General features: G+C 60.9%; 24 protein-coding genes and 2 riboswitches. Of the genes, 20 read left to right on the plus strand and 4 right to left on the minus strand.

Going from position 1 to position 25,757, the window contains the following annotated elements:
* Positions 1-135 precede the first annotated feature (135 nt).
* A protein-coding gene (locus KMP13_RS10565) for an IS5 family transposase (RefSeq protein ID WP_215265827.1) occupies positions 136-893 on the minus strand; the annotation gives its coding sequence in 2 pieces (ribosomal slippage) (positions 136-557 and positions 557-893; 759 coding nt in all).
* A 482-nt stretch (positions 894-1,375) separates the two neighbouring features.
* Entirely contained in the window at positions 1,376-2,425 is a 1,050-nt protein-coding gene (locus KMP13_RS10570; RefSeq protein ID WP_215265828.1) for an aldo/keto reductase, read from the minus strand.
* Between the two features lie 113 nt (positions 2,426-2,538).
* Here KMP13_RS10570 and KMP13_RS10575 point away from each other — a divergent pair, with 113 nt between their 5' ends.
* The 7 genes from KMP13_RS10575 to KMP13_RS10605 all read left to right on the plus strand — a co-directional run bounded on the left by KMP13_RS10575 (position 2,539) and on the right by KMP13_RS10605 (position 10,516).
* Positions 2,539-3,144 carry an ImuA family protein gene (locus tag KMP13_RS10575; protein ID WP_215265829.1) on the plus strand — a complete coding sequence of 202 codons (606 nt, stop codon included), beginning with the start codon at positions 2,539-2,541 and terminating at the stop codon, positions 3,142-3,144.
* 195 nt (positions 3,145-3,339) lie between these two features.
* On the plus strand, positions 3,340-5,058 hold the full coding sequence (metG, locus tag KMP13_RS10580; protein WP_215265830.1) for a methionine--tRNA ligase: 1,719 nt from the start codon (positions 3,340-3,342) through the stop codon (positions 5,056-5,058).
* A 211-nt stretch (positions 5,059-5,269) separates the two neighbouring features.
* Positions 5,270-5,434 (plus strand): hemin uptake protein HemP, encoded by a 165-nt coding sequence (hemP, locus tag KMP13_RS10585; RefSeq protein WP_153215898.1) that lies wholly within the window; start codon positions 5,270-5,272, stop codon positions 5,432-5,434.
* A gap of 93 nt (positions 5,435-5,527) precedes the next feature.
* A complete protein-coding gene (locus KMP13_RS10590; RefSeq protein ID WP_215265831.1) occupies positions 5,528-6,796 on the plus strand; it encodes an imelysin family protein in 1,269 nt (422 codons plus the stop codon).
* Between the two features lie 95 nt (positions 6,797-6,891).
* Entirely contained in the window at positions 6,892-8,436 is a 1,545-nt protein-coding gene (locus KMP13_RS10595) for a di-heme oxidoredictase family protein (RefSeq protein WP_215265832.1), read from the plus strand.
* Positions 8,437-8,439: 3 nt separating this feature from the next.
* Positions 8,440-9,441, plus strand: a complete 1,002-nt coding sequence (locus KMP13_RS10600) for an imelysin family protein (RefSeq protein ID WP_215265833.1) — start codon at positions 8,440-8,442, stop codon at positions 9,439-9,441.
* Between the two features lies 1 nt (position 9,442).
* Complete coding sequence (locus KMP13_RS10605) at positions 9,443-10,516, plus strand: DUF1513 domain-containing protein (protein ID WP_215265834.1); 1,074 nt, start codon at positions 9,443-9,445, stop codon at positions 10,514-10,516.
* A gap of 112 nt (positions 10,517-10,628) precedes the next feature.
* Here the strand turns inward: KMP13_RS10605 and cobO are convergent, their stop codons facing one another.
* Complete coding sequence (gene cobO / locus KMP13_RS10610; protein WP_215265835.1) at positions 10,629-11,264, minus strand: cob(I)yrinic acid a,c-diamide adenosyltransferase; 636 nt, start codon at positions 11,262-11,264, stop codon at positions 10,629-10,631.
* 51 nt (positions 11,265-11,315) lie between these two features.
* A riboswitch (cobalamin riboswitch) is annotated at positions 11,316-11,528 on the plus strand.
* Between the two features lie 100 nt (positions 11,529-11,628).
* On the opposite strand from cobO, the gene KMP13_RS10615 reads away from it, so the two are divergent.
* The 7 genes from KMP13_RS10615 to cobJ are packed head-to-tail and all read left to right on the plus strand — an operon-like array spanning position 11,629 to position 19,609.
* Positions 11,629-12,024 (plus strand): DUF1636 family protein, encoded by a 396-nt coding sequence (locus KMP13_RS10615; protein WP_215265836.1) that lies wholly within the window; start codon positions 11,629-11,631, stop codon positions 12,022-12,024.
* A gap of 12 nt (positions 12,025-12,036) precedes the next feature.
* Positions 12,037-13,071 carry a cobalamin biosynthesis protein CobW gene (gene cobW / locus KMP13_RS10620; protein ID WP_215265837.1) on the plus strand — a complete coding sequence of 345 codons (1,035 nt, stop codon included), beginning with the start codon at positions 12,037-12,039 and terminating at the stop codon, positions 13,069-13,071.
* Between the two features lie 6 nt (positions 13,072-13,077).
* Positions 13,078-16,323: a cobaltochelatase subunit CobN gene (gene cobN, locus KMP13_RS10625; RefSeq protein ID WP_215265838.1), complete on the plus strand. Its 3,246-nt coding sequence runs from the start codon at positions 13,078-13,080 to the stop codon at positions 16,321-16,323.
* On the plus strand, positions 16,320-17,498 hold the full coding sequence (cobG, locus tag KMP13_RS10630; RefSeq protein WP_215265839.1) for a precorrin-3B synthase: 1,179 nt from the start codon (positions 16,320-16,322) through the stop codon (positions 17,496-17,498). Before cobN ends, cobG begins: the two co-directional genes overlap by 4 nt.
* A gap of 17 nt (positions 17,499-17,515) precedes the next feature.
* A complete protein-coding gene (locus tag KMP13_RS10635) occupies positions 17,516-18,145 on the plus strand; it encodes a precorrin-8X methylmutase (protein WP_215265840.1) in 630 nt (209 codons plus the stop codon).
* 1 nt (position 18,146) lies between these two features.
* Positions 18,147-18,863 carry a precorrin-2 C(20)-methyltransferase gene (gene cobI / locus KMP13_RS10640; protein WP_215265841.1) on the plus strand — a complete coding sequence of 239 codons (717 nt, stop codon included), beginning with the start codon at positions 18,147-18,149 and terminating at the stop codon, positions 18,861-18,863.
* A complete protein-coding gene (cobJ, locus tag KMP13_RS10645) occupies positions 18,860-19,609 on the plus strand; it encodes a precorrin-3B C(17)-methyltransferase (protein ID WP_215265842.1) in 750 nt (249 codons plus the stop codon). Before cobI ends, cobJ begins: the two co-directional genes overlap by 4 nt.
* On the opposite strand, the gene KMP13_RS10650 is transcribed toward cobJ, so the two are convergent.
* Entirely contained in the window at positions 19,597-20,349 is a 753-nt protein-coding gene (locus tag KMP13_RS10650; protein ID WP_215265843.1) for a cobalt-precorrin-6A reductase, read from the minus strand. The two genes, cobJ and KMP13_RS10650, sit on opposite strands and share 13 nt — an antisense overlap.
* On the opposite strand from KMP13_RS10650, the gene cbiE reads away from it, so the two are divergent.
* The 6 genes from cbiE to KMP13_RS10680 all read left to right on the plus strand — a co-directional run bounded on the left by cbiE (position 20,348) and on the right by KMP13_RS10680 (position 25,756).
* The gene (gene cbiE / locus KMP13_RS10655) at positions 20,348-21,547 is read left to right on the plus strand and encodes a precorrin-6y C5,15-methyltransferase (decarboxylating) subunit CbiE (RefSeq protein WP_215265844.1); all 1,200 of its coding nucleotides are present in this window, start codon (positions 20,348-20,350) and stop codon (positions 21,545-21,547) included. The two genes, KMP13_RS10650 and cbiE, sit on opposite strands and share 2 nt — an antisense overlap.
* Positions 21,544-21,912 carry a cobalamin biosynthesis protein gene (locus tag KMP13_RS10660; protein ID WP_215265845.1) on the plus strand — a complete coding sequence of 123 codons (369 nt, stop codon included), beginning with the start codon at positions 21,544-21,546 and terminating at the stop codon, positions 21,910-21,912. Before cbiE ends, KMP13_RS10660 begins: the two co-directional genes overlap by 4 nt.
* The gene (cobM, locus tag KMP13_RS10665; RefSeq protein WP_215265846.1) at positions 21,909-22,694 is read left to right on the plus strand and encodes a precorrin-4 C(11)-methyltransferase; all 786 of its coding nucleotides are present in this window, start codon (positions 21,909-21,911) and stop codon (positions 22,692-22,694) included. Before KMP13_RS10660 ends, cobM begins: the two co-directional genes overlap by 4 nt.
* Positions 22,694-24,001, plus strand: coding sequence for a cobyrinate a,c-diamide synthase (locus KMP13_RS10670; protein ID WP_215265847.1), 1,308 nt, complete (start codon positions 22,694-22,696; stop codon positions 23,999-24,001). Before cobM ends, KMP13_RS10670 begins: the two co-directional genes overlap by 1 nt.
* Complete coding sequence (gene cobA / locus KMP13_RS10675; protein WP_215265848.1) at positions 23,998-24,720, plus strand: uroporphyrinogen-III C-methyltransferase; 723 nt, start codon at positions 23,998-24,000, stop codon at positions 24,718-24,720. Before KMP13_RS10670 ends, cobA begins: the two co-directional genes overlap by 4 nt.
* A 98-nt stretch (positions 24,721-24,818) precedes the next feature.
* Positions 24,819-25,041, plus strand: a riboswitch (cobalamin riboswitch).
* A 37-nt stretch (positions 25,042-25,078) separates the two neighbouring features.
* A complete protein-coding gene (locus KMP13_RS10680; protein ID WP_215265849.1) occupies positions 25,079-25,756 on the plus strand; it encodes an energy-coupling factor ABC transporter permease in 678 nt (225 codons plus the stop codon).
* The last annotated feature ends 1 nt before the right edge of the window (position 25,757 follow it).

Below are 25,757 nucleotides of genomic sequence, written 5' to 3' on the forward strand. Positions count from 1 at the left end.
AAGCGATACATCCAATCCAACAAACAGCTTCATCCTGTCATCCTCCATATGGGTTCAATGCGGGAATGGCGGCAGCCCAACGCTGATCTGGCAAGAAGTAACGGCGGTGCGTGACGCAGGTCCCGTTACAGCATCTCATAGCCAGCAAATGACGGTTGCTGCGAGAGCTATTGCGGAGAGAAAGACGGTTGGGGATCTGTCGTAGCGGGTTGCCACACGCCGCCAATCCTTGAGCCTGCCGAACATCCTCTCGATACGGTTGCGCCGTTTGTATCGGCGCTTGTCATACTTGACGGTCTTCTTGCGCGACTTGCGGCCAGGAATGCAGGGCTTTGCGCCCTTGTCTACAAGGGGTTCTCGGAACCAATCAGCGTCGTATCCTCGGTCTCCGAGAAGCCATTCCATCTTTGGCAAATTGCTCACCAAAGCGCGAGCACCGATGTAATCGCTGATTTGCCCTGCCGTGATAAAGAGGCGGATAGGGCGAGCGCTGGTGTCAGTGATCGCATGCAGTTTGGTATTCATGCCGCCCTTAGTCAGCACGATTAGGCGTCCTTTCCCCCCTTTTTCAACCGTAGGCTGGAGGCCGTGCGATGTGCTTTGAGGTAGGTGGCATCAATCGAGATGATCTTGTTGTCGGGAGCCTGCTCAGCCAGCCCCATCATGATCCGAGCGAAGACGCCCTTGTCGCTCCAACGTTTCCAGCGATTGTACAACGTCTTATGCGGGCCATAGGCCGCAGGCGGATCACGCCATCGTAAACCATTGCGATTGATGAAGATAATCCCGCTCAACACACGCCGATCATCCACACGCGCTCGGCCCCGGCTCTTCGGAAAGAAAGGCCTGAGACGCTGCATCTGCGCCTCAGGCAGCCAATACAAATTGCTCATCATGTCCCCCTACAACAAGGGGTCGTGAATCATAACAACCCGACAGGCTCAATCAGTTAATGGGTCCTGACCCTAGGATTTCTCATAGCGATTCGCGATTGCCGTGCCAGATTTGGTAATTCTCTGCATCCGGGCCAGAAAACCCCATCAATAACAAGGCAGTGACCCGTCTATTTGCGTCTATTCGTGGCGCGGACAGATCGGGTGAAACGCTCAAAAAATACCCATTTCTCGCCCGAGATCGGGTTGCATGCCAAGCTGGTCTCAATTGCAGATACCAGCCTGCAGCACACCTGACGCTGGATGTGATTCCCTTTTGTCAATAAAGCCAAGCACCCCGCTCTTCGCCGACACGCCACTAGTGCGTTAAAACGCAACTGCGCCGCGCCTATGGCGCGGCGCTTGGCCTAACGGGTCGCCTGCGATCTTGATCGCTGCGCAGACCGGGCGGGAGCCTCCCCCGCCTGCCTCCGCGCGATTGATCAATAGGGCATGGGATAGGTTTTATGCGCCGCGTCGATCTCTTCAATGACATCCACGCCCAGTTCCAGATCTTTGCCATCCAAAATATGTTTCAGCTGGGTCTGGCCCGTCGCACCAAAGATGACCGACGCCATAAAGGGACGCGTCTTACACCAGGCCAAGGCCATGTTCACCGGATCCAGCCCGTGTTTGCGGGCAATTGCCAGATAGGCCTCGACCGCCTCGAACACACGCTCTGACACCCGACCGCCCAGGTTGCCATTGATCGACATCCGCGACTTGTCCGGCACCGCACCGCCTTGGTATTTGCCGGTCAACAGCCCCGCCGCCAGCGGAGAATAGGACAAGAGCCCCACATCCTCATAGGTGCTCAGCTCTGCAAGATCGGTGTCAAACAGGCGGCACAGCAGCGAATATTCGTTTTGCAGCGTAGCCACCCGCGGACCTTTGCCCGCCTCTGCCAGGTCCAGCCATTGTGCGGTGCCCCATGCGCTGTCGTTGCTGAGGCCGAAGGCGCGGATATTGCCCTTGTCGACCTGCTCTTGCAGCGCCTCCAAGCAGTTTTCGATATCCGCGCGAATGTCTGCGCGGGTCTGCCCGGATGTCCAGGGTTTAAAGCCCCAGTTCTTGCGGAACATATAGCTGCCGCGGTTTGGCCAGTGGAATTGGTACAGATCGATGTAGTCAGTTTTCAACCGCTTCAGCGAGTCCTCGATGGTGGTTGCGATGCTCTCTTTGCTGATCGGTGCGCCGTCGCGCACGGCCTTCAACCCTTGGCCGGAATGTTTGGTCGCCAGGACATAGTCGCTGCGGCGTCCGGTCTTTTCGTTCCACCGCCCGATGATCGCTTCGCTGTGGCCAATCGTCTCTGCACGCACCGGGTTCACCGGATACATCTCGGCGGTGTCCAGAAAGTTAATCCCCGCCGCAAGCGCCATATCAATTTGCGTGTGCGCGTCAGCCTCATCGGTCTGCGAGCCAAAGGTCATCGTGCCCAGGCAATACTCGGTGACCATAATATCTGTGCGGCCCAGTCGGTTCTGTTTCATTGCGCGTCCCTTCGCTGTCCGGCATTTTGTTACCGCAACCTAAGCCTCAGCTGGTGTGATGCAACCCCTTCGGAAAAATTTGCGAACAAAAGGGGAACGTGCGAGAATAACGCATGGCGACTCACCTTCTGACCCGCAAGACACACCGCCCCAAAGACGGCTTACGTCTGAGCGATGATATCTCCCTGGCCCGCGCCCGCGCGCATGAGGCCTGCGGCCCGGCCCGCTGGGGGTTTGCTCTGTGGCTGGCCTCGGCGGTGCCCGGTCCGATCCTCTGGATCACACCCCAATGGAACAAGGCGCAGCTCAACCCCGATGGCATCGCCCCCTTCACCGATCCGGGCAGGTTTCTCTTTGTCCGCCCCCCTCGGGCAGAGGATCTTTTGTGGTGCACCGAAGAGATCCTGCGCAGCGGCGCCACGAGGCTTGTTGTCTGTGAACTTCCCGAACCGCCTTTGATGACACCAGTCCGCCGCCTGCATCTTGCGGCCGAAGAAGGCGGCACCTTGGGGGCTGCCCCCCTCGCGCTCCTGCTGACCCCCGATCACGGCGGTGCCCCCGGCATTGAGACACGCTGGCATATGGCGCAGGCCTATAGCGCCACCCACAACCACTGGACTCTCAAACGCCTGCGCGCCCGCACCGCACCGCCTAAGGAATGGACCCTCAAACGCAACGCGGGGCCCATGCCCTTTGCAGAGGTCACCGAAGCGGGCTGAATCAGCCCAGCGCTGCATCCATGCGACGGTCCACACGCCCACTGCAGCGCAGCCCCCCTGTCGTGGGGCGCATGGGCGCGAACCGTTCAGAGGTACAAATCCGACAGCTCTCCCGCAGAATGGCTGTCGCCGGGCTTCCCCCCTCCGCACGCTTCCTGTAGAGGGATCACCAACTTTGTATTCTGGATGGATCGCATGGCACGTATTCTTATCACCTCGGCACTGCCCTACATCAACGGGATCAAGCACTTGGGCAATCTGGTTGGCAGCCAGCTGCCGGCCGATCTGTTTGCGCGGTTCCAGCGCGGCATCGGCAATGAAGTTCTGTTCCTCTGTGCCACCGACGAACATGGCACCCCGGCTGAGCTGGCGGCCTCAAAGGCTGACAAACCGGTCGCTGAGTATTGCGCCGAGATGCACGAGGTTCAGGCCAAAATCGCCAAGGGCTTTGGCCTGTCGTTTGACCACTTTGGCCGCTCGTCCAGCCCTGCCAACCACACGCTGACCCAGCATTTCGCGGGCAAACTGGCCGAGGCCGGGTTGATTTCCGAAGTCGCCGACCGCCAGGTCTATTCCAACGCCGATGGCCGCTTCCTGCCAGACCGCTATGTCGAAGGCACCTGCCCCAACTGCTTCTATGAACGCGCGCGCGGTGACCAATGTGAAGAATGCACCAAACAGCTGGATCCCACAGATCTGATAACTCCACGCTCTGCCATCTCTGGCTCAACCGATCTGGAAGTGCGCGAGACCAAGCACCTGTTCCTGCGCCAATCCGAATTGCGCGACCAGCTGGATGCCTGGATCGACAGCAAGGCCGACTGGCCCGTGCTGACTACCTCGATCGCCAAGAAATGGTTGCACGATGGTGACGGGCTGCAGGACCGCGGCATTACCCGAGATCTGGACTGGGGTGTCTCTGTACAAAAGGGTGACGAGGCCTGGGACGGAATGGAAGGTAAGGTCTTCTATGTATGGTTCGACGCCCCCATCGAATATATCGCCTGCGCCAAGGAATGGGCCGAAGCCAACGGCAAGGATGACGCCGAGTGGGAGCGCTGGTGGCGCACCGACAAAGGCGCGGATGATGTGCGGTATGTCCAGTTCATGGGCAAGGACAACGTCCCCTTCCACACGCTGTCGTTCCCGGCAACAATCCTGGGCTCCGGTGAACCCTGGAAAATGGTCGACCACCTGAAGTCCTTTAACTACCTGAACTATGACGGTGGTCAGTTCTCCACCAGCCAGGGCCGTGGCGTGTTCATGGATCAGGCGCTGGAGTTGTTGCCGTCCGATTACTGGCGCTGGTGGCTACTGTCTCATGCGCCCGAAAGCTCGGATTCGGAATTCACCTGGGAGAATTTCCAGCAATCCGTGAACAAGGATCTGGCCGATGTTCTGGGCAACTTTGTCAGCCGCATCACCAAATTCTGTCGCTCCAAATTTGGCGAAGAAGTGCCCGCGGGCGGCGCCTTTGGCGAACAGGAAACCGCGCTGATTGCGGATCTCACCAAACGTGTGCACGCTTACGAAGGCCACATGGAAGCCATGGACGTGCGCAAATCAGCACAAGAGCTGCGCGCGATCTGGGTGGCAGGCAACGAATATCTGCAAAGCGCGGCCCCCTGGTCGACCTTCAAAACCAATCCCGAACAAGCCGCGGCCCAAGTGCGCCTTGGTCTGAACCTGATCCGTCTCTATGCGGTGCTCAGCGCGCCCTTCATTCCGGACGCCACCGACAAGATGATGGCGGCCCTCAAATCCGAAGATCGTGACTGGCCTTCGGATGTGGCAGCCTTCCTGAATGGTCTACCTGAAGGCCACGCCTTTGCTGTTCCAGACGTTCTCTTTGCCAAGATCGCAGATGAAGAGCGTGAAGAGTGGCAGGCTAAATTTTCCGGCACCCGCGACTAAACATCAGATTACATTGCATTTAAAACGCGCTCCTCGGGGCGCGTTTTTTGTTTTCGCGATAAAATTATATCTGATTAAAAAACTCGGATTGACGTATCCGACTAAATAAGTCAGAAAACACATGTCCAGCCAACTTGCCGAGTCAGGTCAGCCCGATGTCAGGAGATAGATGAGGGTCCGCAGGACCTCGAAACAGCGCTGGGTAGATGACATGAAACAGATCGATACGAACGAATTGACAACCGCAACTGAAGTTTTCCCCACTTTTTATGCCGAAGATCTGACCAAGGGCGGGAACCAGGCACGCATTTTGCTGAACGGCCAAGTTTACTCCCTGCGGATCACCCGCGCTGGAAAACTGATCCTGACGAAATAGCACACCAGCCCGGCAACGCTTTGGCGTACGGGCTTCCCTTTCTGGCGACTGCTCCTGCGGTGCCGGGTATTCACAACTAGCGATGAGCACACAATGATCACTAAGATTCTTCGCGGCACTGCAGTGTCTGCAACGATCCTCTCCGCCACTGCAGCCTTTGCTGTTGAAAAAGAAGCGGTACTGACCACCTACGCCGATATTGCTCTGGCCACATATGAAGACAGCCTGATCACGGCGAAAACCCTGCAAACCGCGGTAAACGCACTTCTGGAAGCCCCATCGGCTGAAAACCTGCAAGCCGCACGCGCCGCGTGGTTGGCCTCCCGCGTGCCCTACCAGCAGTCCGAAGTCTTCCGCTTTGGCAATGCCATCGTTGATGATTGGGAAGGCAAAGTGAACGCTTGGCCCCTGGACGAAGGTCTGATCGATTATGTGGACGCATCCTACGGCGGTCCAAGCGACGAAAACGGTCTGGCGGCCTTGAACATCGTGGCCAACCCGTCCTTTGATCTGTCCGGCAAAACCATCGACGCGACACATATCACCCCCACCCTGCTGGAAGAGACCCTGCACGAGGCCGACGGCGTCGAAGCAAACGTTGCTACCGGCTACCACGCGATTGAATTCCTGCTGTGGGGTCAAGACCTTAAAGGCACCGATCACGGCGCTGGCGACCGCTCCTGGACTGATTTTGCAGCGGGCAGCGACTGCACCAACGGCAACTGTGACCGTCGCGGCGAATACCTGTCAGCGGCAACTGATCTGCTGGTCTCGGACCTGGAATGGATGGTTGCACAATGGACAGCTGAAGGCGAAGGCCGCACCACATTGTTCTCTGATCTGGACGCAGGCGTTTCGGCTATCCTGACCGGCATGGGTTCGCTGTCTTACGGGGAAACCGCTGGTGAGCGTATGCGCCTGGGCGTCATGCTGAACGATCCCGAAGAAGAGCATGACTGTTTCTCGGACAACACCCACAACAGCCACTACTATGATGGCCTGGGCGTTCAAAACGTCTATCTGGGCGAATACATCCGCGTGAACGGCGATCTGGTGTCTGGCACCTCTCTGTCTGAGCTGGTTGCCGAAACCGACGCCGCGCTGGATGGTGAGATCCTGACCAAACTGTCCGCCACAATGCGCGCTCTGGGCAGCATCAAACTGGCCGCCGAGGCGGGCTTCTCCTACGATCAGATGCTGGAAGCAGGCAACGCCAAAGGCGAGGCTCTGGTGATGGGCGGCATCAACGGTCTGATCGACCAGACCCGTTCGTTTGAACGCGCGGTCACCGCACTAAAGCTGGACGGCATCGCCTTTGAAGGCTCCGACTCGCTGGATAACCCCACAGCGGTCTTCCAATAAGCATATGAGTTTCCTGGGCAAGGGTTTCACCTTTGCCCAGGGCTTTGGTTTCATTTACACCTTGTTTCAAACACCCTCACGTCCCCGGTTCAGGCATGTTCACCCAAACCACTCGCGCTTTGGCGCTCCTCTCGACTGCCGTTTTCTGCGCAACCAGCCTGACTGCGGCTGACTGGCCGGAAAGCGTCTTTAGCGATCCACATCTCAACACGGTGCCGCGCAACGATCAGGACGCCGAACGCGTCCATATGGTCACCCGCGCAACTGGCGATTTTTCCAAACCCGAAGCTTTTGAAGCACACCCCGCAGGCGCCGCAACAACCCGAGCCCGCACCGATGCCAACGCGTTCTCCCAACACAGCGGCAATCTGTCGTTTGAAGAAGAGCTGGAGTTCAAACTCGGCAACGCCCTGTTTGAAAAGATCTGGGTCTTCGCCCCGGCCTCCACCAAAGCATCCGATGGTTTGGGCCCCTTGTACAACGCACGCTCTTGCCAGCGCTGCCACCTAAAAGACGGACGGGGCCATGCGCCACAGGATCTGGCGGATGCGGCCGTTTCCATGTTCCTACGCGTCTCAGTTCCGGGTCCGGTGCCGAACCACCTGCAAGAGATCACCGACTATATCGGTGATGCGGCGGAGCCCACCTATGGTCGCCAGCTCCAGGATTTTTCACCGCCGGGCATCGCCCCCGAATACCGGCTTGCCGTCACCTATGAAGACATGCCGATCACCCTTGCGGATGGTAACGTCGTGACCCTGCGCGCGCCCAGCTATCAGGCGCTTGATCTGGGCTATGGACCGATGCAGCCGGATGTGATGATGTCGCCTCGTGTTGCACCGCCAATGATCGGACTTGGCCTGTTGGAGGCCATTCCGGCAGCGGATATTCTGGCGAACACCGACGAAAACGACGCCGATGGTGACGGTATCTCTGGACGCGCTAATCTGGTCCGGTCAGAAGAATATCAACAGATCCTTTTGGGTCGTTTCGGCCTGAAGGCAGGTAGTGCAACGGTGCACGAACAATCCGCCGCAGCCTTTTCCGGCGATATCGGCATCTCGACACCGCTGTTTCCCGCCCATTGGGGCGAATGTACCGAGGCACAAGCACATTGCCGCGCAGCCCAACACGGTGATGACGTTGAGCGTGGGACCGAGATCAACCAGCCCAATATGGATCTGGTGACGTTTTACAGCCGCAATCTGGCTGTTCCCGCGCGGCGCGATTTGGACAACCCGGCCGTCTTGCGCGGGAAAGAGCTGTTTTATGACGCAGGCTGCACCAGCTGCCACACCCCGAAATTCGTAACGCACCGCCTGACGGATCGTGACGAGCAGAGCTTCCAGCTGATCTGGCCCTACAGCGATATGTTGCTGCATGACATGGGCGACGGGCTTGCCGACAATCGCCCCGAAGCGCGGGCAACCGGTCGGGAATGGCGCACCCCGCCGCTTTGGGGTATCGGGCTGACCAAACAGGTGTCACCGCTGGCGGGCTACCTGCATGACGCGCGCGCGCGCACCCTGCTCGAGGCGATCCTGTGGCACGGTGGTGAAGCCGCAGCCGCCCAGTCCCGCGTGGTGCAAATGTCCGCCGAAGACCGCGCCGATCTTTTGACGTTTTTGGAGAGCCTCTGACCCATGCGCTACCTTTCTATTCCGCTGATCTGCGCGTCTTTTGCATCGCCCCTTCATGCGGACGAGCTGACCCAATCCATTGTCGACACCCAAATCCTGCCTGCCTTTGACGCGCTGGCACAGCACACCCAGACCTTGGCACAGAGCACGGCCGACAGCTGCCTGACCGCCCCTGCCGAGATGGAAGAAGCCTTTGCGACCAGTTTCGATGCCTGGGTCACCGCCAGCATCTGGCGCTTTGGCCCGAGTGAGACCGATTCCCGCGCCTTCTCCCTTGCGTTTTGGCCAGACAACCGGGGCAAGATCGGCAAGGCGGTGCGCACATTCCTCAGCCCTGAAGATCGCGAGGTTCTGCCGCCCGAGGTTTTCGCCCAGCAGTCTATTGCGGGTAAAGGCTTTTATGCGCTCGAGTTTTTGATGTTTGACGCAGATGCAAAGGACCTCGGCAGCGCGGCCTATCGCTGTGATCTGGCGCAGGCCATGACCACAGATATTGCCTCCACGGCCCAGGCCATCCAGGCGGATTGGACGGGTGACTTCCGTCACATGATGCAAGCCCCATCCGAGCGCTACCAAAGCAACGCCGAAGTGCGCCAGGAACTGTTCAAGGCGCTGACCACCGGCTTGCAAATTGTCGATGATTTGCGCCTTGGCCGTCCGCTTGGAACCTTTGACAAACCACGCCCGCGCCGCGCCGAAGCTTGGCGGTCCGACCGCTCGCTGCGCCATGTGGTGCTGTCCTTGCAAGCCTTGGAGCCATTGGCCCTTGCCCTGGCCCAAGACGCCCCGGCGCTGCAGGCTGAACTGGCCCAGGACTTTACCCACGCGACAGAACGCGCAACCGCGTTGGATGATCCACGGTTTTCTGGTGTTGCAGATCCCGGCACCCGGTTTCGCATCGAAGCGGTGAAGCAGGAAGTTGTCGATCTGCGCGCGCTGGTTGCCGCAGAGCTGGGCCCCTTGTTGGGGGTCGCGGCGGGCTTTAACTCATTGGACGGGGACTGATATGGCCACACGTCGCGGGTTCCTCACCGGGCTTTTGGCAGCAAGTGTCGCGCCACAGGCCAGCTGGGCTGATGTCGGCTATCCCGATTTTGTCACAGCCGGGTTGGAGCCGAACGGCCAATACATCCTTGCCGGGATGACCGCGGCCGGAGGCGTTCTGTTCCGCCACCCCCTGCCCGGCCGAGGCCATGCAGCCAGCGCCCACCCGCATCGCCCCGAAGTGATCGCCTTTGCCCGCCGCCCGGGACGATTTGCCGATGTGCTGGATTGCCGGACGGGGGCGCAGATCATCCGCCTCACCCCGCCGCAGGGGCATCACTTTTATGGCCACGGCTGTTTTTCACCCGATGGGCAGCAGCTTTTCACGACCGAGAATGACTATGAAAACGCACGCGGTGTGATAGGGGTCTGGGACAGTCAGACCTATCGGCGCATCGGCAGCTTTTCCTCTGGCGGCATCGGCCCCCACGACATCCTGCGCCACCCCGACGGCTATCTGGTGGTTGCCAACGGCGGGGTCGAGACGCACCCCGACAGCGGTCGCGCAAAGTTGAACCTGCCCACAATGGAGCCGCGCCTCACCTACCTCAGTTTTAACGGAGACGTGTTGGAGCAGATGGTATTAAGCCGGGATCAGCACCTGAACTCCATCCGCCACCTATCCCTCGCGCCAGACGGAACCGTTGGGTTTGCAATGCAATGGCAAGGGGATCTGGGCGAACTCGCCCCAATTGTGGGCCTGCATCGGCACGGCGCCGTTCCGGTCCTGCTGGCGGATGGCGACCCTCGCCTGCGTAATCTGAACGGATATGGCGGGTCTATTGCCTTTGCACCAGATGGCCTGACAGTGGCTGTGTCCTCTCCTCGTGGCGGGCGTGTTCAGATTATGGAGACCAAGACAGGCGATATGGTGAGGGAATATGCAATCGCCGATGTCTGCGGCCTGTCGACGACCCCCAAGGGCTGGGTAGCTACAACAGGGAAAGGCAGAGTTTTGTCGCTGACGCTTGAACACAAACGCCAAAGCGCAAGTGATGCCACAGCCTGGGACAATCATTTGATCCCCGTCGGTTGAAACGGGGGCGCCGCGCGCCAGGGGGCTGGAGCCTTTGGTTCCAGCCCCCTGGCGCGCGGCTTGGCCGGACCTTACAGGTCCGGCCAGCAGGGCAAAGCCCTGCCACCATTGCTTAAAATTCAACGCCTTTCTGCGCTTTCACACCTGACCGGAATGGGTGTTTGACCTGCCCCATCTCTGTCACCAGATCTGCGATTTCAATAAGCTCTTCCTTGGCATTCCGCCCCGTTAGAACCACATGGGTCATCGGCGGTTTCTGTTCGACCAGGAACTCCAGAACCTCTTCCAGATCCAGGTATTCATACCGCAGCGCGATGTTGATCTCATCCAAGAGCACCATCGTGTTGCGCTCGTCCAGGATCATCTCCTTGGCTTTCTCCCAGCCTTTGCGCGCTGCGGCAATATCGCGCGCTTTGTCCTGAGTCTCCCAGGTGAACCCCTCGCCCATGGCATAAAACTGGCACAGATCGGCGAAATTCTCTTCGATCAACGTACGCTCCCCGGTGGCCCAGGCGCCTTTGATGAATTGAACAACCGCACTCGGCATTTTGTGGGCGATACAGCGCATGATCATGCCAAAGCCAGAGCTGGATTTTCCTTTTCCAGGACCGGTGTGAACGATGATCAGCCCCTTTTCACCGTCCTTCGTCTTCATCATTTTATCGCGCGCGGCTTTCTTTTTGGCCATCTTGGACGCATGGCGTGCCGCTTCTTCTTCTGAGATGACGCTTTCAGACTTATCGCTCATGGGGAACCCTCCTGCGGTTTCGCCATGTCTTGACAAGGAAGGGCGCAATAGCGCAAGGGGTTTTATGTTGGTTCCCAGGTTTCGACCTGGGCGAAGAGGGAATGTGACAGCAGGCACCACCTGCCAAGCACAGCCGCCCCCGCGACCGTGACCGGATGAGGGCTCCAAATACCACTGGGATAAAACCCGGGAAGGACGGAGCTCCACCACCCCTACCGGGTGACATCCGCAAGCCGGGAGACCTGCCAGCACACGAAACAACGGGCGGACGGGGTGTTCTGCGACCGGATGTGGGCGTGTTTGACTGACGCCCCGCTGGCTGCTTTCTCTGTTCCTCCCACAACACCTGAAGGAGCGGCACGATATGGCCGAAACACGTGAACCTGCTGAGGTCATGCTGACCGTTTGCACCACCTGCCGTCGCGCGGATGTGGACCCCGAAGGACCGCGCCCCGGCGCCATCATGCTGGACGCTCTGAGCGAGGGTACGTTGCCCGAAGGTGTCACCATCCGAGGAACCGAATGCCTGTCGGCTTGTACCCGCGGCTGTTCCATGGTTCTCAGCGGCGGCGCGGATCGCTGGACCTATGTCTACGGCGACATGGATCCCAACACGCACGTAGAAGAGATCCTGCAAGGTGTCGCAGCCTACGCCAAGACCACGGATGGTCTGGTGCCCTGGCGCGAACGCCCGCAAAGCTTTCGCAAGCAAACCGTTGCGCGCATCCCCCCGCTCAAACTGCCCGAAGAAACCAACTGAGGCCGACACAGCATGACCGCTTTGAACAAAATCCCCGTCACCGTGATCACCGGTTTCCTTGGCGCAGGCAAAACCACATTGATCCGCCACCTGATGCAAAACCCACAGGGCAAGCGTCTGGCGGTTGTGGTCAATGAATTTGGTACTGCCGGTGTGGACGGCGACATTCTGAAATCCTGCGCAGATGACAATTGTCCGGCCGAAAACATCATGGAGCTGGCCAATGGTTGCATCTGTTGCACCGTGGCCGATGACTTTATCCCGACCATCGAACAGCTGATGGCCCTGCCCGAAGCACCCGAACATATCGTGATTGAAACATCCGGTCTGGCCCTGCCCAAACCCTTGCTCAAAGCGTTCGACTGGCCCGCGATCCGCTCCCGTATCACCGTGGACGGTGTGATTGCGCTGGCCGATGCCGAAGCCGTTGCCAAGGGGCAGTTTGCGCCAAATCTGGACGCGGTTCAGGCGCAGCGTGAGGCGGACGATAGCATCGACCACGAAACTCCCCTGTCCGAAGTGTTCGAGGATCAGATTTCCTGCGCAGATATCGTCTTGTTGTCCAAGGCCGACCTTGCAGGCGAAGCAGGCGTCGAAAAAGCCCGCACCGTGATCGAGGCCGAAGCCCCGCGCAAACTCCCGATCCTGCCCATGACCGAAGGTGTGATCGACCCGCGCGTGATCCTCGGGCTTGAGGCCGCTGCCGAAGACGATCTGGACGCCCGCCCCAGCCATCACGATGGGCATCACGACCATGAACATGACGATTTTGAATCCATCGTGGTCGAAATGGGCGAGGTCTCGGACCCTCAGGATCTACAGGATCGCATCGTCAAAATGGCCCGCGAGCGCAAAATTCTGCGTGTCAAAGGCTATGTCGCGGTCCAAGGCAAACCTATGCGGATGTTGGTGCAGGCCGTGGGCGAACGTCTGCGCGCGCAATATGACCAACCCTGGGGCGCACAGCCGCGCAAGACTCAGCTGGTGGTGATCGCCGAGCATCACGACATCGACACCGCCGGCATTCACGCCGATCTGGGAGCCTAACGCCGCATGCACGTCGTCTTCCGCGAAAGCCACGGGTTAGAGGAAAGTGACACGCCGCAGGATCTGGGGCAGTCGCCCGCAGACCTGATTGTGCTGTCCTTTTCCGACAGTGACCTTGGCGCTTTTGCGGCGGGATGGCACAGGGCCGAGGGCCGCCTGCCCACACTGCGGTTAGCCAATCTGGTGGCGCTGAAACACCCGCTCTCGGTGGATGTATACGCGGAACAAACCCTGGAAGGGGCCAAGGGCATTCTAGTGCGTCTGATTGGTGGCGAAAGCTATTGGTCCTATGGTCTGGCCACGTTGCAAGACCTGGCGCGCCGCAACGGGATCGCGCTGGCGATCCTGTCGGCCGACGGGCGCGAAGACGCCCGTCTCGATGAGCTGTCAACGCTCCCCGTCTCCACCCTGCGTCGGCTGCAACACCTCTGTGACGCAGGTGGAGCCGTCGCCGCACAGGCCGCCTTGGCACAGTTTGCCCTAGCTGCGGGGCTTTATGCGGGACCGGTGCGCGGCGTAAAAACCATGCCGGACCATGGCTTTTATGATCCGGACCGCGGCGTCATCGACACACTCCCCAAAACAGACCAGCCGCTGGTGCTGGTGACTTTTTATCGCTCCTATCTGACTGCGGCGGACACTGCGCCTGTTGACGCCATGATCCATGAGCTGCGCGCGCGCGGCTATGCGGCCTTTGGCGCCTTTGCCTCAAGCCTCAAGGCTCCAGCGGCAACCGCGTGGCTGCAACAGTGTCTGCCCACCCTTGCGCCAGCCGCTATCATCAACGCCACCGCATTTTCGGCGCAAGGTCGCGACGGCAGCCCTTCGCCGCTGTCCACCACTGGCTGCCCGGTGTTTCAGGTGTCGCTCTCGACCGCGCGGCGCAAAGACTGGGCTGAGGCCGACCGTGGACTGTCCCCCGCTGATCTCGCCATGCATGTGGTCCTGCCCGAAGTGGACGGGCGCATCTTTGCCGGTGTTGTCAGCTTTAAGGCGCCGGGGAAGAAGGACCCCGATCTGGAATACTCCCGCTTTGCCCACCGCGCACATCCGGACCGCATCCGCGCCGTGATTGACCGCGTCACCGGTCATCTGGACTTGGCGCAGAAATCCAACGGGGACAAACGCTTGGCGCTTGTGGTGTCGACCTATCCGGGGCGTGATCACAATCTGGCCCATGCGGTAGGACTTGATGCGCTGGCCTCATGTGACACGATCCTTACGGAGCTCGCCGCCCAAGGTTACGCCGTCGAAGGTCTCACAAACGCAGGCCTGCGCCTGATGGACGAGACGATCGACCTGCCGCTTGGCGACTATCTCACGGCGCTGGAAACGCTGCCCGCCCCCTTGCGCGCGGATCTGTTTGCCGCCTGGGGCACGCCACAAGATGACCCGGATTGTGACGGCACGGCCTTCCGTTTTCGCGCACTTCGGGCCGGATCAGCCCTTTTGGCGCTGCAGCCGGAACGCGGCGACGTCAAGACTCGAACGGATGAGTATCACGACCTCGAGCGCACGCCCCGTCACGCCTATGTGGCCTTCTACCTTTGGCTGCAGTCACAGGTCGACGCGCTAGTGCATATCGGCGCGCATGGAACCCTGGAATGGCTGCCGGGCAAGGCCGTGGCCCTGTCCGAGACTTGCTGGCCCGAAGCGCTGATTGGCCGCCTGCCCGTCGTCTATCCCTTCATCGTCAATGACCCGGGCGAGGCTGCGCAGGCGAAACGCCGCATCGCAGGCGTCACCATTGGTCACCTGCCGCCGCCGCTTGCGCAAACCAATCTGCCCGAAGGCATGGGACGGCTCGAAAGCCTGCTGGATGAATACTCCACCGCTGATGGCTTGGATCCCTCGCGCCGTGATCGCCTGATCGAAGACATTCGAGCGGAGGCCCAAGGAACCGGCGTTGAAACCGACCTCGGCCTCACCCTCGACAGCTCCGCCGCCGAGGCGATCACCCGCATCGACAGCTTTGTCTGCGACATCAAAGAAAGCCAATACGGCGAAGGGCTGCACATCTTTGGCACAGGCACCTGTGGCGCGGAAGAACGTGCAGGCCTTGTGCGCGCCTTGAACGGGCAACTGGTGGCACCGGGGCCATCCGGCTCTCCTTATCGCGGACGCACAGATGTGCTGCCGACCGGGCGCAACCTCTTTACCACCGACCCACGCGCGGTGCCTTCACGATCGGCGCAGGCGCAAGGCGTCAAACTGGCAGAAGAGCTGCTGCGCCGCCATCTTCAGGATCATGGCGACTGGCCTCAGGGGTTGGTGATCGATCTCTGGGGCTCAGCCACCATGCGCACCGCCGGTGAAGAATTTGCCATGGCCCTGCATCTCGCCGGTCTCGCGCCCAAATGGGACGACGGGTCCGAGCGTGTCTCCGGGTTCGAGGTCATCCCCTTGGCCCTGCTTGGGCGTCCCCGCATCGACATCACTCTGCGTGTCTCGGGCTTGTTTCGCGACGTCTTTCCGGGCCTCGCCCAGATATTCGAAACCGCCGCCGCCGCATTGAGCGCACGCGATGAAAGCCGGGCTGACAATCCATACCTGGCCAAAACACCGCGGGTGTTTGGCCCCCGTCCCGGCCAATATGGCCTGTCGATGGGGCCGCATCTGGATGACTATTCCGACGCCGCCCGCGCCGCTGCGGGTGAGGCATGGCTGGCCGCCTCCTCCCATGCAATCGACGCCAAAGGCGACATCCGCGATGCGCGCGACGCATTGGAACGTCGTCTGGAATCCGCCGATAGTTTTGTCCACTTGCAAGATCTGGCGGAAACCGATGTTCTGGTGGCCTCTGATTATGCCGCCCACGAAGCCGGATTTGCCGCCGCCATGGCGCGCCTTGGCCAAAAGGCCCCGGCGCTCTACCACATGGACGCCACAAAATTCGACCGCCCCCAGGCGCGCGCATTGACCGAAGAAATCGCCCGCGTCACCCGCGCCCGTGCGGCCAATCCGGACTGGGCAACCTCGATGATGGAACACGGCTTCCGCGGGGCCGCAGAAATTGCGGCAACCCTGGATCACATGGCCGCATTCGCCCATCTTGCCCGCGCGGTCCCCGCCCATTTGATTGACCTCTACTTTGATGCAACTTTGGGACGCGAAGATCTGGTGACCTTCATGGAAGGCGCGAACCCAGCCGCCCTGACAGCCATGCGTGACCGGTTCCGCGCGTTGGCCGAGGCCGGCTTGTGGCAAAGCCGACGCAACTCAATCGTCGCAGAGCTGGAGTGCCTGCCATGAGCGCAACACCACAAACCCCGCCCAATCCCAAGGTCTATGGCTGGTGCCCCGGCGCCCTGCGCCCCATGCAGTCCGGCGATGGGCTTGTGGTGCGGATCCGCACACCTCTGGGGCGGCTCAGCCAAGAGCAGGCCACCCGCGTAGCCGAGCTGTCGCAAGAGTTCGGCAATGGGCTTCTGGATCTCTCCGCCCGAGCGAACCTGCAACTGCGCGGCGTATCTCGAGACAATCACGCGGCCCTGATCGCGGCTCTTCAGGAGATCGGATTGGTCGACGACACGGCCAAATCCGAAGCGCTGCGCAATATCGTGGTCACGCCCTTTTGGCAGACCGACGACCTCAATACACAGCTCGCTCGGGCTCTGGCGCATCAACTTGCACAGACCGTAGACCTGGCCCTGCCGGGAAAATTCGGCTTTGCCATCGACACCGCGCAGGCCCCAGTGCTCCAGTCCACAGCCGCCGATATTCGCATTGAGGTCGGCACGGACGGCCATCTTCTGCTCTGCGCCGATGGCAGTGACCTTGGTAAACCAGTGACCGAGGCAACAGCCGCGCAAGAGGCCATCACCCTTGCACGGTGGTTTCTAGACCAAGGCGGCGCGCCGGACGGGCGGGGCAGGATGCAGCGCCTTCTTGCGCGCCGCGCAATCCCCTCAGTCTTTACCGCCCCCCGACGCGCCTGCGCACAACAGCCAACTCCCGGAACAGTTGAAACCTGTCCAAAGGGGCACTTGGTCGCCCTGGAGTTCGGCCAAATTGCCGCCGACCAGTTACGCGAGCTCGCGGATCTTGGCGCCATCCGCCTTACCCCATGGCGGATGCTCCTGTTGGAGGGGAACGCCGCAATCCCCGACCTGCCCGGCCTGATCCTGGACGCCACAGATCCCCGCCTGCAGGTGGTCGCGTGCACCGGCGCGCCCGGTTGCTTGCAGGCGCATGCGCAAACCCGTGCCTTGGCGCGCCAACTGGCCCCTCGGATCCCCCAGGGCAAGACGCTCCATATCTCGGGCTGCGCCAAGGGCTGTGCCCACCCAAAGCCCGCCGACCTCACCCTGACGGCGCGCAGCCCAACCACATTTGATCTGATCCGCAACGCCACCGCCGCGGACCATCCCGACCTGAGCGAGCTTGACGTAGATGATCTGCCCAATCTCCTGACATCTGAATTCTAAAAGAGGGCAGCAAAAACATGCTCCATACTTATGAGACCAACGGCGCCGCGATTTACGCCGAAAGCTTTGCCACCATCCGGGCTGAGGCCGATCTCGCCCGGTTTTCCAAAGATGAGGAAAGCGTCGCGGTCCGCATGATCCACGCGGCCGGCATGGTTGGCCTTGAGACGCATATTCGCTTCTCACCGGATATGGCCAAAACCGCACGCGCCGCATTGGCCAATGGCGCGCCGATCCTGTGTGACGCCTATATGGTTAGCGAAGGCATCACCCGCCCCCGCTTGCCTGCCAACAACGAGGTGATCTGCACCTTGCGTGATTCACGTGTGCCAGACATGGCCAAGGAGATGGGCAACACCCGCTCCGCTGCAGCTCTTGAACTGTGGCGGCCAAAACTGGACGGCGCCGTTGTCGCCATTGGCAATGCACCCACCGCTTTGTTCCACGTACTGAACATGCTCAAAGACCCCGATTGCCCGCGCCCGGCCGCTATCATTGGCTGCCCCGTAGGCTTTGTCGGCGCAATGGAATCCAAAGACGCCCTGATGGAGGACTTGCCGGTCCCATCGATGATTGTAAAAGGCCGTCTTGGCGGATCGGCCATCACTGTGGCCGCCGTCAACGCATTGGCCAGTTGGAAAGAGTAACATGGGTAAAGTCATCTGCGCGGGCCTCGGCCCCGGTGATCCGGATCTGATGAGCGTCCGCTCCTGGCGTGCCATCGAAGGCGCGCGTCATGTGGCCTATTTCCGAAAGGCCGGCCGCAAAGGGCAAGCGCGCACCTTGGTCGACGGGCTTCTGCCTGCAAATGCTACAGAACATGCAATGGAATATCCGGTCACCACCGAAATCCATTTCAGCGACCCTGAATACAATCGCCTGCTCGCCGCGTTCTACGATAAATGGGCCGAGACATTGGCCGAGATCGCGACCCGCGAAGATGTTGTGGTCCTTTGCGAAGGCGACCCGTTCCTTTATGGATCTTTCATGCATCTCTACACCCGCCTTGAAGGCCGTACCGAGATGGAGGTGATCCCTGGCATCACCGGCATGTCCGGCTGTTGGACCGCCACGGGTCAGCCGATCACCTGGGGCGATGATGTGCTGACTGTCGCCATGGCCACCTTGGACGAAGATGAACTCGCAGCCCGCGCGGAAAACACCGACGCGCTGGTGGTGATGAAAATCGGCCGAAACCTGCCCAAACTGCGCCGGGCCTTGGAGCGTGCTGGCCGCGCTGATGACGCCTGGCTGGTGCAACACGGGACCATGCCGCAGCAAAAGGTGCGCAAACTGTCTGAGGTGGACGGGCCGGTGCCCTATTTCTCCATCGTCTTGATCCACGGACAGGGGCGCCGCCCATGACCCGGGAACAGACAGGATCCGTTGTGATCGCAGGCCTCGGCCCCGGAGACGACACCCTGATCACCAAAGAGGTCCGTATCGCTCTGGACCGCGCCACCGATGTGGTCGGCTATATCCCTTATGTCAAACGTATCGCGCCGCGCGACGGGCTGACGCTTCATGCTAGCGACAACCGGGTCGAGGTTGACCGCGCAAGCCACGCGTTACAAATGGCGGCGGCGGGCAAACAGGTTGTTGTTGTCTCTTCCGGCGATCCCGGTGTCTTTGCTATGGCCTCAGCCGTGTTTGAAGCGCTGGAGAAGGGGCCGAAAGACTGGCTGGATCTCGAAATTCGCGTCCTGCCCGGCATCACCGCGATGCTGGCGGCAGCCGCACAGCTTGGCGCACCTTTGGGGCATGATTTTGCCGCGATCAACCTCAGCGACAATCTGAAACCCTGGGATCTGATCGAGAAACGCCTGCAACTTGCGGGGGAGGCTGGCTTTGCGATGGCCTTCTACAACCCACGCTCCAAGTCACGCCCGCATCAGTTTGCCCGCGCCCTGGAAATTCTGCGCGCCGCCTGCGGGCCACAAACTCTGATCAGCTTTGCTCGCGATGTGACCAAACCCACGCAATCGATCACCACCGTAACGCTGGCAGAGGCCACGCCCGAGATGGCCGATATGCGCACCATGGTTATCGTCGGCAACCGCGACACGCGCCGCATCGGACGCCACGTCTACACGCCGCGTTACGCCGAATGAGCTGTAAGCCAGGTCATCACCTCAGCCACGCTGGCGCACATCGGGCGTTCGCGAAACTGCGGGCGGTCGATCATGATGACCGGCAGCCCCAAGGCGCGCGCGGCCGCCAATTTGGCAGCAGCCCCCGTCCCGCCTGCGTTTTTGGCCACCACATGGGTGATGCCATGTGCGGCCAGCAAGGCCTGATCGCCTGCCGTCTCAAACGGGCCTCGCGCGACAATCACTGTGGTGTTCGGCAACGGCAATTGGCCTTCGGGCGGATCGATCAGACGCAACAGGTAATGATTGGCGGGTTTTATGGCAAAGGGGGCCAGGGTCTGCTTGCCAATCGCCAGAAACACCCGCGCGCCTTGGTGCGGAAGGGCGTCCACCGCCGCCGCAATATCCCCGACGTGATGCCAGTTGTCACCGTCTCCAGCCACCCAGGCAGGGCGCTGCAAGGCGACAAGCGGCACGCCCACATTGGCGCAGGCCGCAACCGCGTTGTTGCTCATCTGCGCGGCAAATGGGTGCGTGACGTCGATCACATGGGTGATCCCTTCAGCTCGGATGTAGTCCACCAAGCCCGCAACGCCGCCAAACCCGCCCAGCCGCAGGGGCAAAGGTTGCGACGCCGGGCGCGCGGTACGACCGGCATAGGAAAACACGGCCCGACGCCCGGCCCCCACCCAACCCTCAGCCAAGGCCCGCGCCAATTGCGAGGCTTCGGTGGTTCCACCCAAGAGGAGTACCTGCGTCATGTCTGATCCCTTTGTCGCGCCCTGGCTGACCTTAATCGGGCTGGGCGAAGATGGACCAGCGGGCCTTTCGGATGCAAGCCGCAAAGCACTGGCTGAGGCCGATGTCATCTTTGGGGGTCCACGTCATCTGGACCTGATCGAGGCCGGTGCTAAAGGGCGTGCCTGGCCGATCCCTTTCTCCATTGACCCCGTGCTGGCTGAACGTGGGCGGCGTGTGGTTGTCCTCGCCTCTGGTGATCCGTTCTGGCACGGCGCGGGCGGCTCCCTGATGCGCGCAGTGCAGCCGCAAGACTGGACATCCCACCCTGCGTCGTCTGTCTTTTCGCTGCTGGCCAACCGCATGGGCTGGAAACTGGAGGAGACCCTGACCCAGGGCCTACACGCAGCGCCTTTTGAACGCCTGCGCCCACTTTTGGCGCAGAATACCCAGATCCTATGCACCCTGCGCGATGGCGCTGCCCCGGCTGAACTTGCAACATGGCTGACCCAACAGGGCTTTGGCGCCTCCCGCCTCACCATCGCCCAAGCCCTAGGCGGCCCCCGCGAGCGCCTGTTTGAAACATCCGCGCAAGGTTTTGATGCGCAGGACATCGCTGCGCCGGTGGCCGCCGCAATCCACTGTCGCGGCGACAATGGCCTGTCTCAGGCGTCAGGTCTTGCCGACGATCTGTTCCAAAGTGACGGGCAAATCACCAAACGTCCGATCCGCGCGCTTACGCTATCGACCCTTGCGCCCCGCGCAGGCGAAGTGCTGTGGGATATTGGCGGCGGTTCAGGCTCGATCTCGGTGGAATGGGGCCTGGCTGCGCGCGGTGCCTGCGCCCTGACGTTTGAGGCCCGCGTCGACCGGTTGGGCAACATCAACGCCAATGCCGCGCGATTTGGCCTTTCTCACCGGATAACCGCCCAGCTTGGCAAAGCCCCCGATTGTCTGGCAGGCCAGCCCCTGCCGGATTGCGTCTTTATTGGCGGCGGCGGCTCGCAAGCGCTGCTGGACCACTTGTGGCAGATCTTGCCGCCCGGCACCCGGATCGTGGCCAATGGGGTCACCCTGGAGACTGAGACCCTGTTGATGCAGGCCCAGGCCCAATACGGCGGGCATCTGATGAAGGTAGAAATTGCCGAGGTCGCCCCCTTGGGCACCATGCGTGGCTGGGATCGTGCACGCCCCGTCATCCAGTGGAGCGTCACCCGATGAAAATCGCAGGCCTCGGCTTTCGCAGCACTGTTACGCCATCAGCGTTGCAACACGCATTGACCCAAATCGAAACAGACATCGACGCGCTCGCCGTGTTGGAGACCAAGGCGACAACAGCCGGGTTTCATAGTTTTGCCGAGACCTCGGACATGGCTCTGCTGTTTGTCCCCGAGGATGAGATCCGCGATATCAAAACCCCAACCCAATCGCCCCGTATCCAGTCCCGGTTTGGCACCGGCTCAGTGGCCGAGGCTCTGGCCTTGGCGGCGGCATATCGTTATGGATCAGCCCGGCTGATCAGCCCAAGACTTGCAACCGCGGATGGCCTCGCCACCGTGGCCCTAGCGGAGGTTCAAACCCCATGACCGTTCATTTTATTGGCGCAGGCCCCGGAGCCGCCGACCTGATCACCCTGCGTGGCCGCGACCTGATCGCCGCCTGCCCCGTGTGCCTTTATGCGGGTTCTCTGGTGCCTGAAGCGCTGTTGCAGCATTGTCCCACAGGGGCCCGGATCATCAATACTGCGCCACTGTCTCTGGATGACATCATCGCCGAGATCAAAGCAGCCGATGCCGCCGGCCACGATATCGCGCGCTTGCATTCTGGTGATCTGTCGGTCTGGTCCGCCATGGGCGAACAGCTGCGCCGTCTACGCGCCGAAGGCATCGCGTATGATGTCACTCCCGGCGTGCCCTCCTTTGCCGCCGCCGCTGCCGCCCTTGGGTCCGAACTGACCCTGCCTGGCGTCGCGCAATCCTTGGTGCTGACCCGTACATCCGGACGGGCGTCTTCCATGCCCGACGGCGAAACGCTTGAGAATTTTGGCAAAACCGGCGCGACCCTTGCTATTCACCTCAGCGTGCATGTGCTCGAAGACGTGATTGCCCGCCTGACGCCACATTACGGAGCTGATTGTCCGGTCGCCGTGATCTGGCGCGCCACCTGGCCCGATCAACGCATCGTCAAAGCAACGCTTGAAACCCTGGAAGACGCCACCGAGGGCGAACGCGGCCGCACCGCCTTGATCCTGGTGGGCCGTGCCATTGGCGCCGAAGAGTTCGACGAAAGCTGTCTTTATGCGGGCGATTACGACCGCCGCTATCGCCCTGTTGGCACCGATCCCCGTTTCCCGGAAGGAACTGAATAATGGCCAAGGGCATCCTGATTTCCGCCCCCTCATCCGGCACCGGCAAAACCACCGTCATGCTGGGCCTTTTGCGCGCCTTGGCCGAGGACGGGCTGGCGGTTCAGCCGTTCAAAAGTGGACCCGACTATATCGATCCGGCCTTTCACCTGGCGGCCGCGAAACGCGCGTCTTTTAACCTCGACACCTGGGCGATGGACAACGGGCTGTTGAACGCCATTTCCGCACAAGCCGCAGGCGCCGACATCTGCATCGCCGAAGGCTCCATGGGTCTGTTTGACGGTGTCGCGACCCAGGGGCAGACCGGTTTTGGATCCTCCGCAGAGACCGCCAAACGCATGGGCTGGCCCGTGGTTTTGGTCATCGATGTGGGCGGGCAGGCACAATCCGCCGCCGCCACCGCATTGGGGTTCAAGGCCTATGACCCGGATCTGCCCTTTGCCGGTGTGATCCTGAACCGGGTGGCAAGCCCGCGTCACGAGCGTCTGACCCGATTGGGGATGGAACGTGCGGGCGTCAAGGTTCTGGGGTCTCTGCCCCGGCGCGGTGATCTGGCGCTTCCGGAACGCCACCTTGGTCTGATCCAAGCGGTAGAACACCCCGATCTGGAAACCGCGATTGCGGGCTATGCCACGTTCCTGCGCGATCATGTGGATCTGGAGGCGATCAAATCGGTAGCCCTGAACGGCCCCGACGCACCTGCCGCGCCGCTGCCAACACCGCCTGCGCAACGGATCGCACTGGCCCGGGATGCCGCGTTTTCCTTTACCTATCCGCATCTTTTGGAAGGCTGGCGGCAAGCCGGAGCTGAGATCCTGCCGTTCTCGCCCTTGGCGAATGAAGCCCCCGCGCCAGACGCCGATCTGGTCTGGCTGCCTGGGGGATATCCCGAGCTTCACGGCGGCACCTTGGCCGCAGCCGATACTTTCCGCAAAGGGCTGCAAGAACACGCGGCGACGAAACCAGTGCACGGCGAATGCGGCGGCTACATGGCCTTGGGCGAAGCGCTGATCGACAAGCAGGGCAACCGCCACCAGATGGCCGGGCTCTTGGGGCTTGTGACCTCTTACGAGAAACGCAAATTCCACCTCGGCTATCGCCGTGCCGTGTTGCAAAACGCAATGCCCGGCTTTGATAGCGGCGAAGCGCTGCGTGGCCATGAATTCCACTATTCCACCATTCTGGACGAACCTGATGCACCCCTGGCCAATGTCTTTGACGCCGATGGCAATCCGGTGCCCGAAACCGGATCGATCAAGGGTCACGTCACCGGCACGTTCTTCCATCTGATCACCGGAGAACAGGCATGAGCGGTTTTGTCTCCTTTGTCTCCTCCGGCCCCGGTGATCCGGAACTGTTGACGGTCAAGGCCGTCAAACGGCTGGAGGCCGCAGATGCGATCTTGTTTGATGATCTATCCGCAGGCCCGATCCTCGACCACGCAGGCAAGGACGTAGATCTGGTCGGTGTCGGAAAACGTGCCGGTCGCCCTTCGCCAAAACAAAACCACGTCAGCCGCCTCTTGGTGGATTACGCCAAGACCGGCGCCCATGTGGTACGCCTCAAATCCGGTGATGCAGGAATCTTTGGCCGTCTCGAGGAGGAGATCACCGCCCTGCGCGAAGCTGGCATCCCGTTTGAGATCATTCCCGGTGTCACCGCTGCCTCGGCTGCGGCCGCCGCCGCCAGCATTCCACTGACCCGGCGCATGACTGCGCGCCGTCTGCAATACATCACCGGTCACAGCGCAACCGGCGCTCTGCCGGAAGAGCTGAACATGGAAGCCCTCGCCGATCCTGAGGCAACAACCGTGGTCTATATGGGCAAACGCACCTTTGCCAAATTGGCAGAGAAGCTGTTGGCGCATGGCCTGCCTGCGGACACGCCGACCCTTTTGGCTACGGGTGTATCAACGCCAGACCAAGACATCCGCCGCGAATCCCTTGGCACCCTGCCCGATCTTCTGCCCAAGTTAGAAACCAAGGCCCCGGTGCTGATCCTTTATGGCGCGCTGGCCGATGAGGCATAGCGCGAGCACCCAAATGATGCGGCACAGGTCGCGCCTTTAGGTCGTATTCTTGCGCGGGCTTGACGGTTTCAAACTTGACCCGAGGCCGCGCAGGATGACAGATAGACCCAGACTATGGTGCCCAATTCCAACGCCAAGCGTTGTGGGCTGAAACGGGAATGAGGACGGGTGGACCCAATCGCGGCACCCAAAGCCTCAACCGCCCCCGCGACTGTGCGTGGCAAGCGGGTCTGCATCACCACTGAAGGCGTTTCTTCGGGAAGGGCAGACCACAGCGTTTGAGCCACAAGTCAGGAGACCGGCCATGTCCTGTGAACATAACTCAATCCGCCGGGTGTGGCGGGACTGGAGAATTGAAATGCATATCGAACCCGGCATCGTTGACGGTGCCAAAATTGCTTTGTCTTACGCCACGGCTGCAGGTGCTGTGACCTATGCGGTCAAAGAGACCTTTGCCGACCTGCGCGCGTCAAACTTTGCCTCCTACGCGGCGCGTGCGCTGATCGCTACCTTTGGCGTCTTGGTCTTTTTTGAAGTGCTGCCGCATTTCCCGGTTGGCGTGTCCGAGGTCCACTTTATCCTCGGCTCGACCCTGTTTCTGGTGCTGGGCGCGGCCCCGGCTGCCTTTGGTCTGGCGGCAGGCCTGTTGATCCAGGGTGCGTTTTTTGCCCCGATCGACCTGCCGCAATATGCGATCAACCTGACAACCCTGCTGGTGCCGCTGTTTGCGCTGCACGCACTGGCAAACCGCATCATCGCGCCCAAAACCGCCTATATCGACCTGAAGTATTCGCAGGTGCTGGCGCTGTCGGCGGCCTATCAGGGCGGTGTTGTTGCATGGGTGGCCTTCTGGGCGTTTTATGGTCAGGGCTTTGGTGCGGCCAATGTCGCCTCGGTCTTCTCCTTTGGCGCGGCCTATATGCTGGTGGTGCTGATCGAACCCATCGCCGATCTGGCCGTTCTATATGCGGCCAAGTCCCTGCGCGGGTTTGAACGTGCGGGTCTGTTCACCGCACGCCTGTTCAACGCGGCCTGAC

It is taken from the genome of Epibacterium ulvae, assembly GCF_018678075.1.
GTDB classification, from domain to species: Bacteria; Pseudomonadota; Alphaproteobacteria; order Rhodobacterales; family Rhodobacteraceae; genus Epibacterium; species Epibacterium ulvae_A.

Coding starts and splice junctions, on each gene's coding strand:
- KMP13_RS10570 (WP_215265828.1), bottom strand. CDS start 2,425: ATGAAACAGAACCGACTGGGCCGCACAGATATTATGGTCACCGAGTAT.
- KMP13_RS10575 (WP_215265829.1), top strand. CDS start 2,539: ATGGCGACTCACCTTCTGACCCGCAAGACACACCGCCCCAAAGACGGC.
- metG (WP_215265830.1), top strand. CDS start 3,340: ATGGCACGTATTCTTATCACCTCGGCACTGCCCTACATCAACGGGATC.
- hemP (WP_153215898.1), top strand. CDS start 5,270: ATGAAACAGATCGATACGAACGAATTGACAACCGCAACTGAAGTTTTC.
- KMP13_RS10590 (WP_215265831.1), top strand. CDS start 5,528: ATGATCACTAAGATTCTTCGCGGCACTGCAGTGTCTGCAACGATCCTC.
- KMP13_RS10595 (WP_215265832.1), top strand. CDS start 6,892: ATGTTCACCCAAACCACTCGCGCTTTGGCGCTCCTCTCGACTGCCGTT.
- KMP13_RS10600 (WP_215265833.1), top strand. CDS start 8,440: ATGCGCTACCTTTCTATTCCGCTGATCTGCGCGTCTTTTGCATCGCCC.
- KMP13_RS10605 (WP_215265834.1), top strand. CDS start 9,443: ATGGCCACACGTCGCGGGTTCCTCACCGGGCTTTTGGCAGCAAGTGTC.
- cobO (WP_215265835.1), bottom strand. CDS start 11,264: ATGAGCGATAAGTCTGAAAGCGTCATCTCAGAAGAAGAAGCGGCACGC.
- KMP13_RS10615 (WP_215265836.1), top strand. CDS start 11,629: ATGGCCGAAACACGTGAACCTGCTGAGGTCATGCTGACCGTTTGCACC.
- cobW (WP_215265837.1), top strand. CDS start 12,037: ATGACCGCTTTGAACAAAATCCCCGTCACCGTGATCACCGGTTTCCTT.
- cobN (WP_215265838.1), top strand. CDS start 13,078: ATGCACGTCGTCTTCCGCGAAAGCCACGGGTTAGAGGAAAGTGACACG.
- cobG (WP_215265839.1), top strand. CDS start 16,320: ATGAGCGCAACACCACAAACCCCGCCCAATCCCAAGGTCTATGGCTGG.
- KMP13_RS10635 (WP_215265840.1), top strand. CDS start 17,516: ATGCTCCATACTTATGAGACCAACGGCGCCGCGATTTACGCCGAAAGC.
- cobI (WP_215265841.1), top strand. CDS start 18,147: ATGGGTAAAGTCATCTGCGCGGGCCTCGGCCCCGGTGATCCGGATCTG.
- cobJ (WP_215265842.1), top strand. CDS start 18,860: ATGACCCGGGAACAGACAGGATCCGTTGTGATCGCAGGCCTCGGCCCC.
- cbiE (WP_215265844.1), top strand. CDS start 20,348: ATGTCTGATCCCTTTGTCGCGCCCTGGCTGACCTTAATCGGGCTGGGC.
- KMP13_RS10650 (WP_215265843.1), bottom strand. CDS start 20,349: ATGACGCAGGTACTCCTCTTGGGTGGAACCACCGAAGCCTCGCAATTG.
- KMP13_RS10660 (WP_215265845.1), top strand. CDS start 21,544: ATGAAAATCGCAGGCCTCGGCTTTCGCAGCACTGTTACGCCATCAGCG.
- cobM (WP_215265846.1), top strand. CDS start 21,909: ATGACCGTTCATTTTATTGGCGCAGGCCCCGGAGCCGCCGACCTGATC.
- KMP13_RS10670 (WP_215265847.1), top strand. CDS start 22,694: ATGGCCAAGGGCATCCTGATTTCCGCCCCCTCATCCGGCACCGGCAAA.
- cobA (WP_215265848.1), top strand. CDS start 23,998: ATGAGCGGTTTTGTCTCCTTTGTCTCCTCCGGCCCCGGTGATCCGGAA.
- KMP13_RS10680 (WP_215265849.1), top strand. CDS start 25,079: ATGCATATCGAACCCGGCATCGTTGACGGTGCCAAAATTGCTTTGTCT.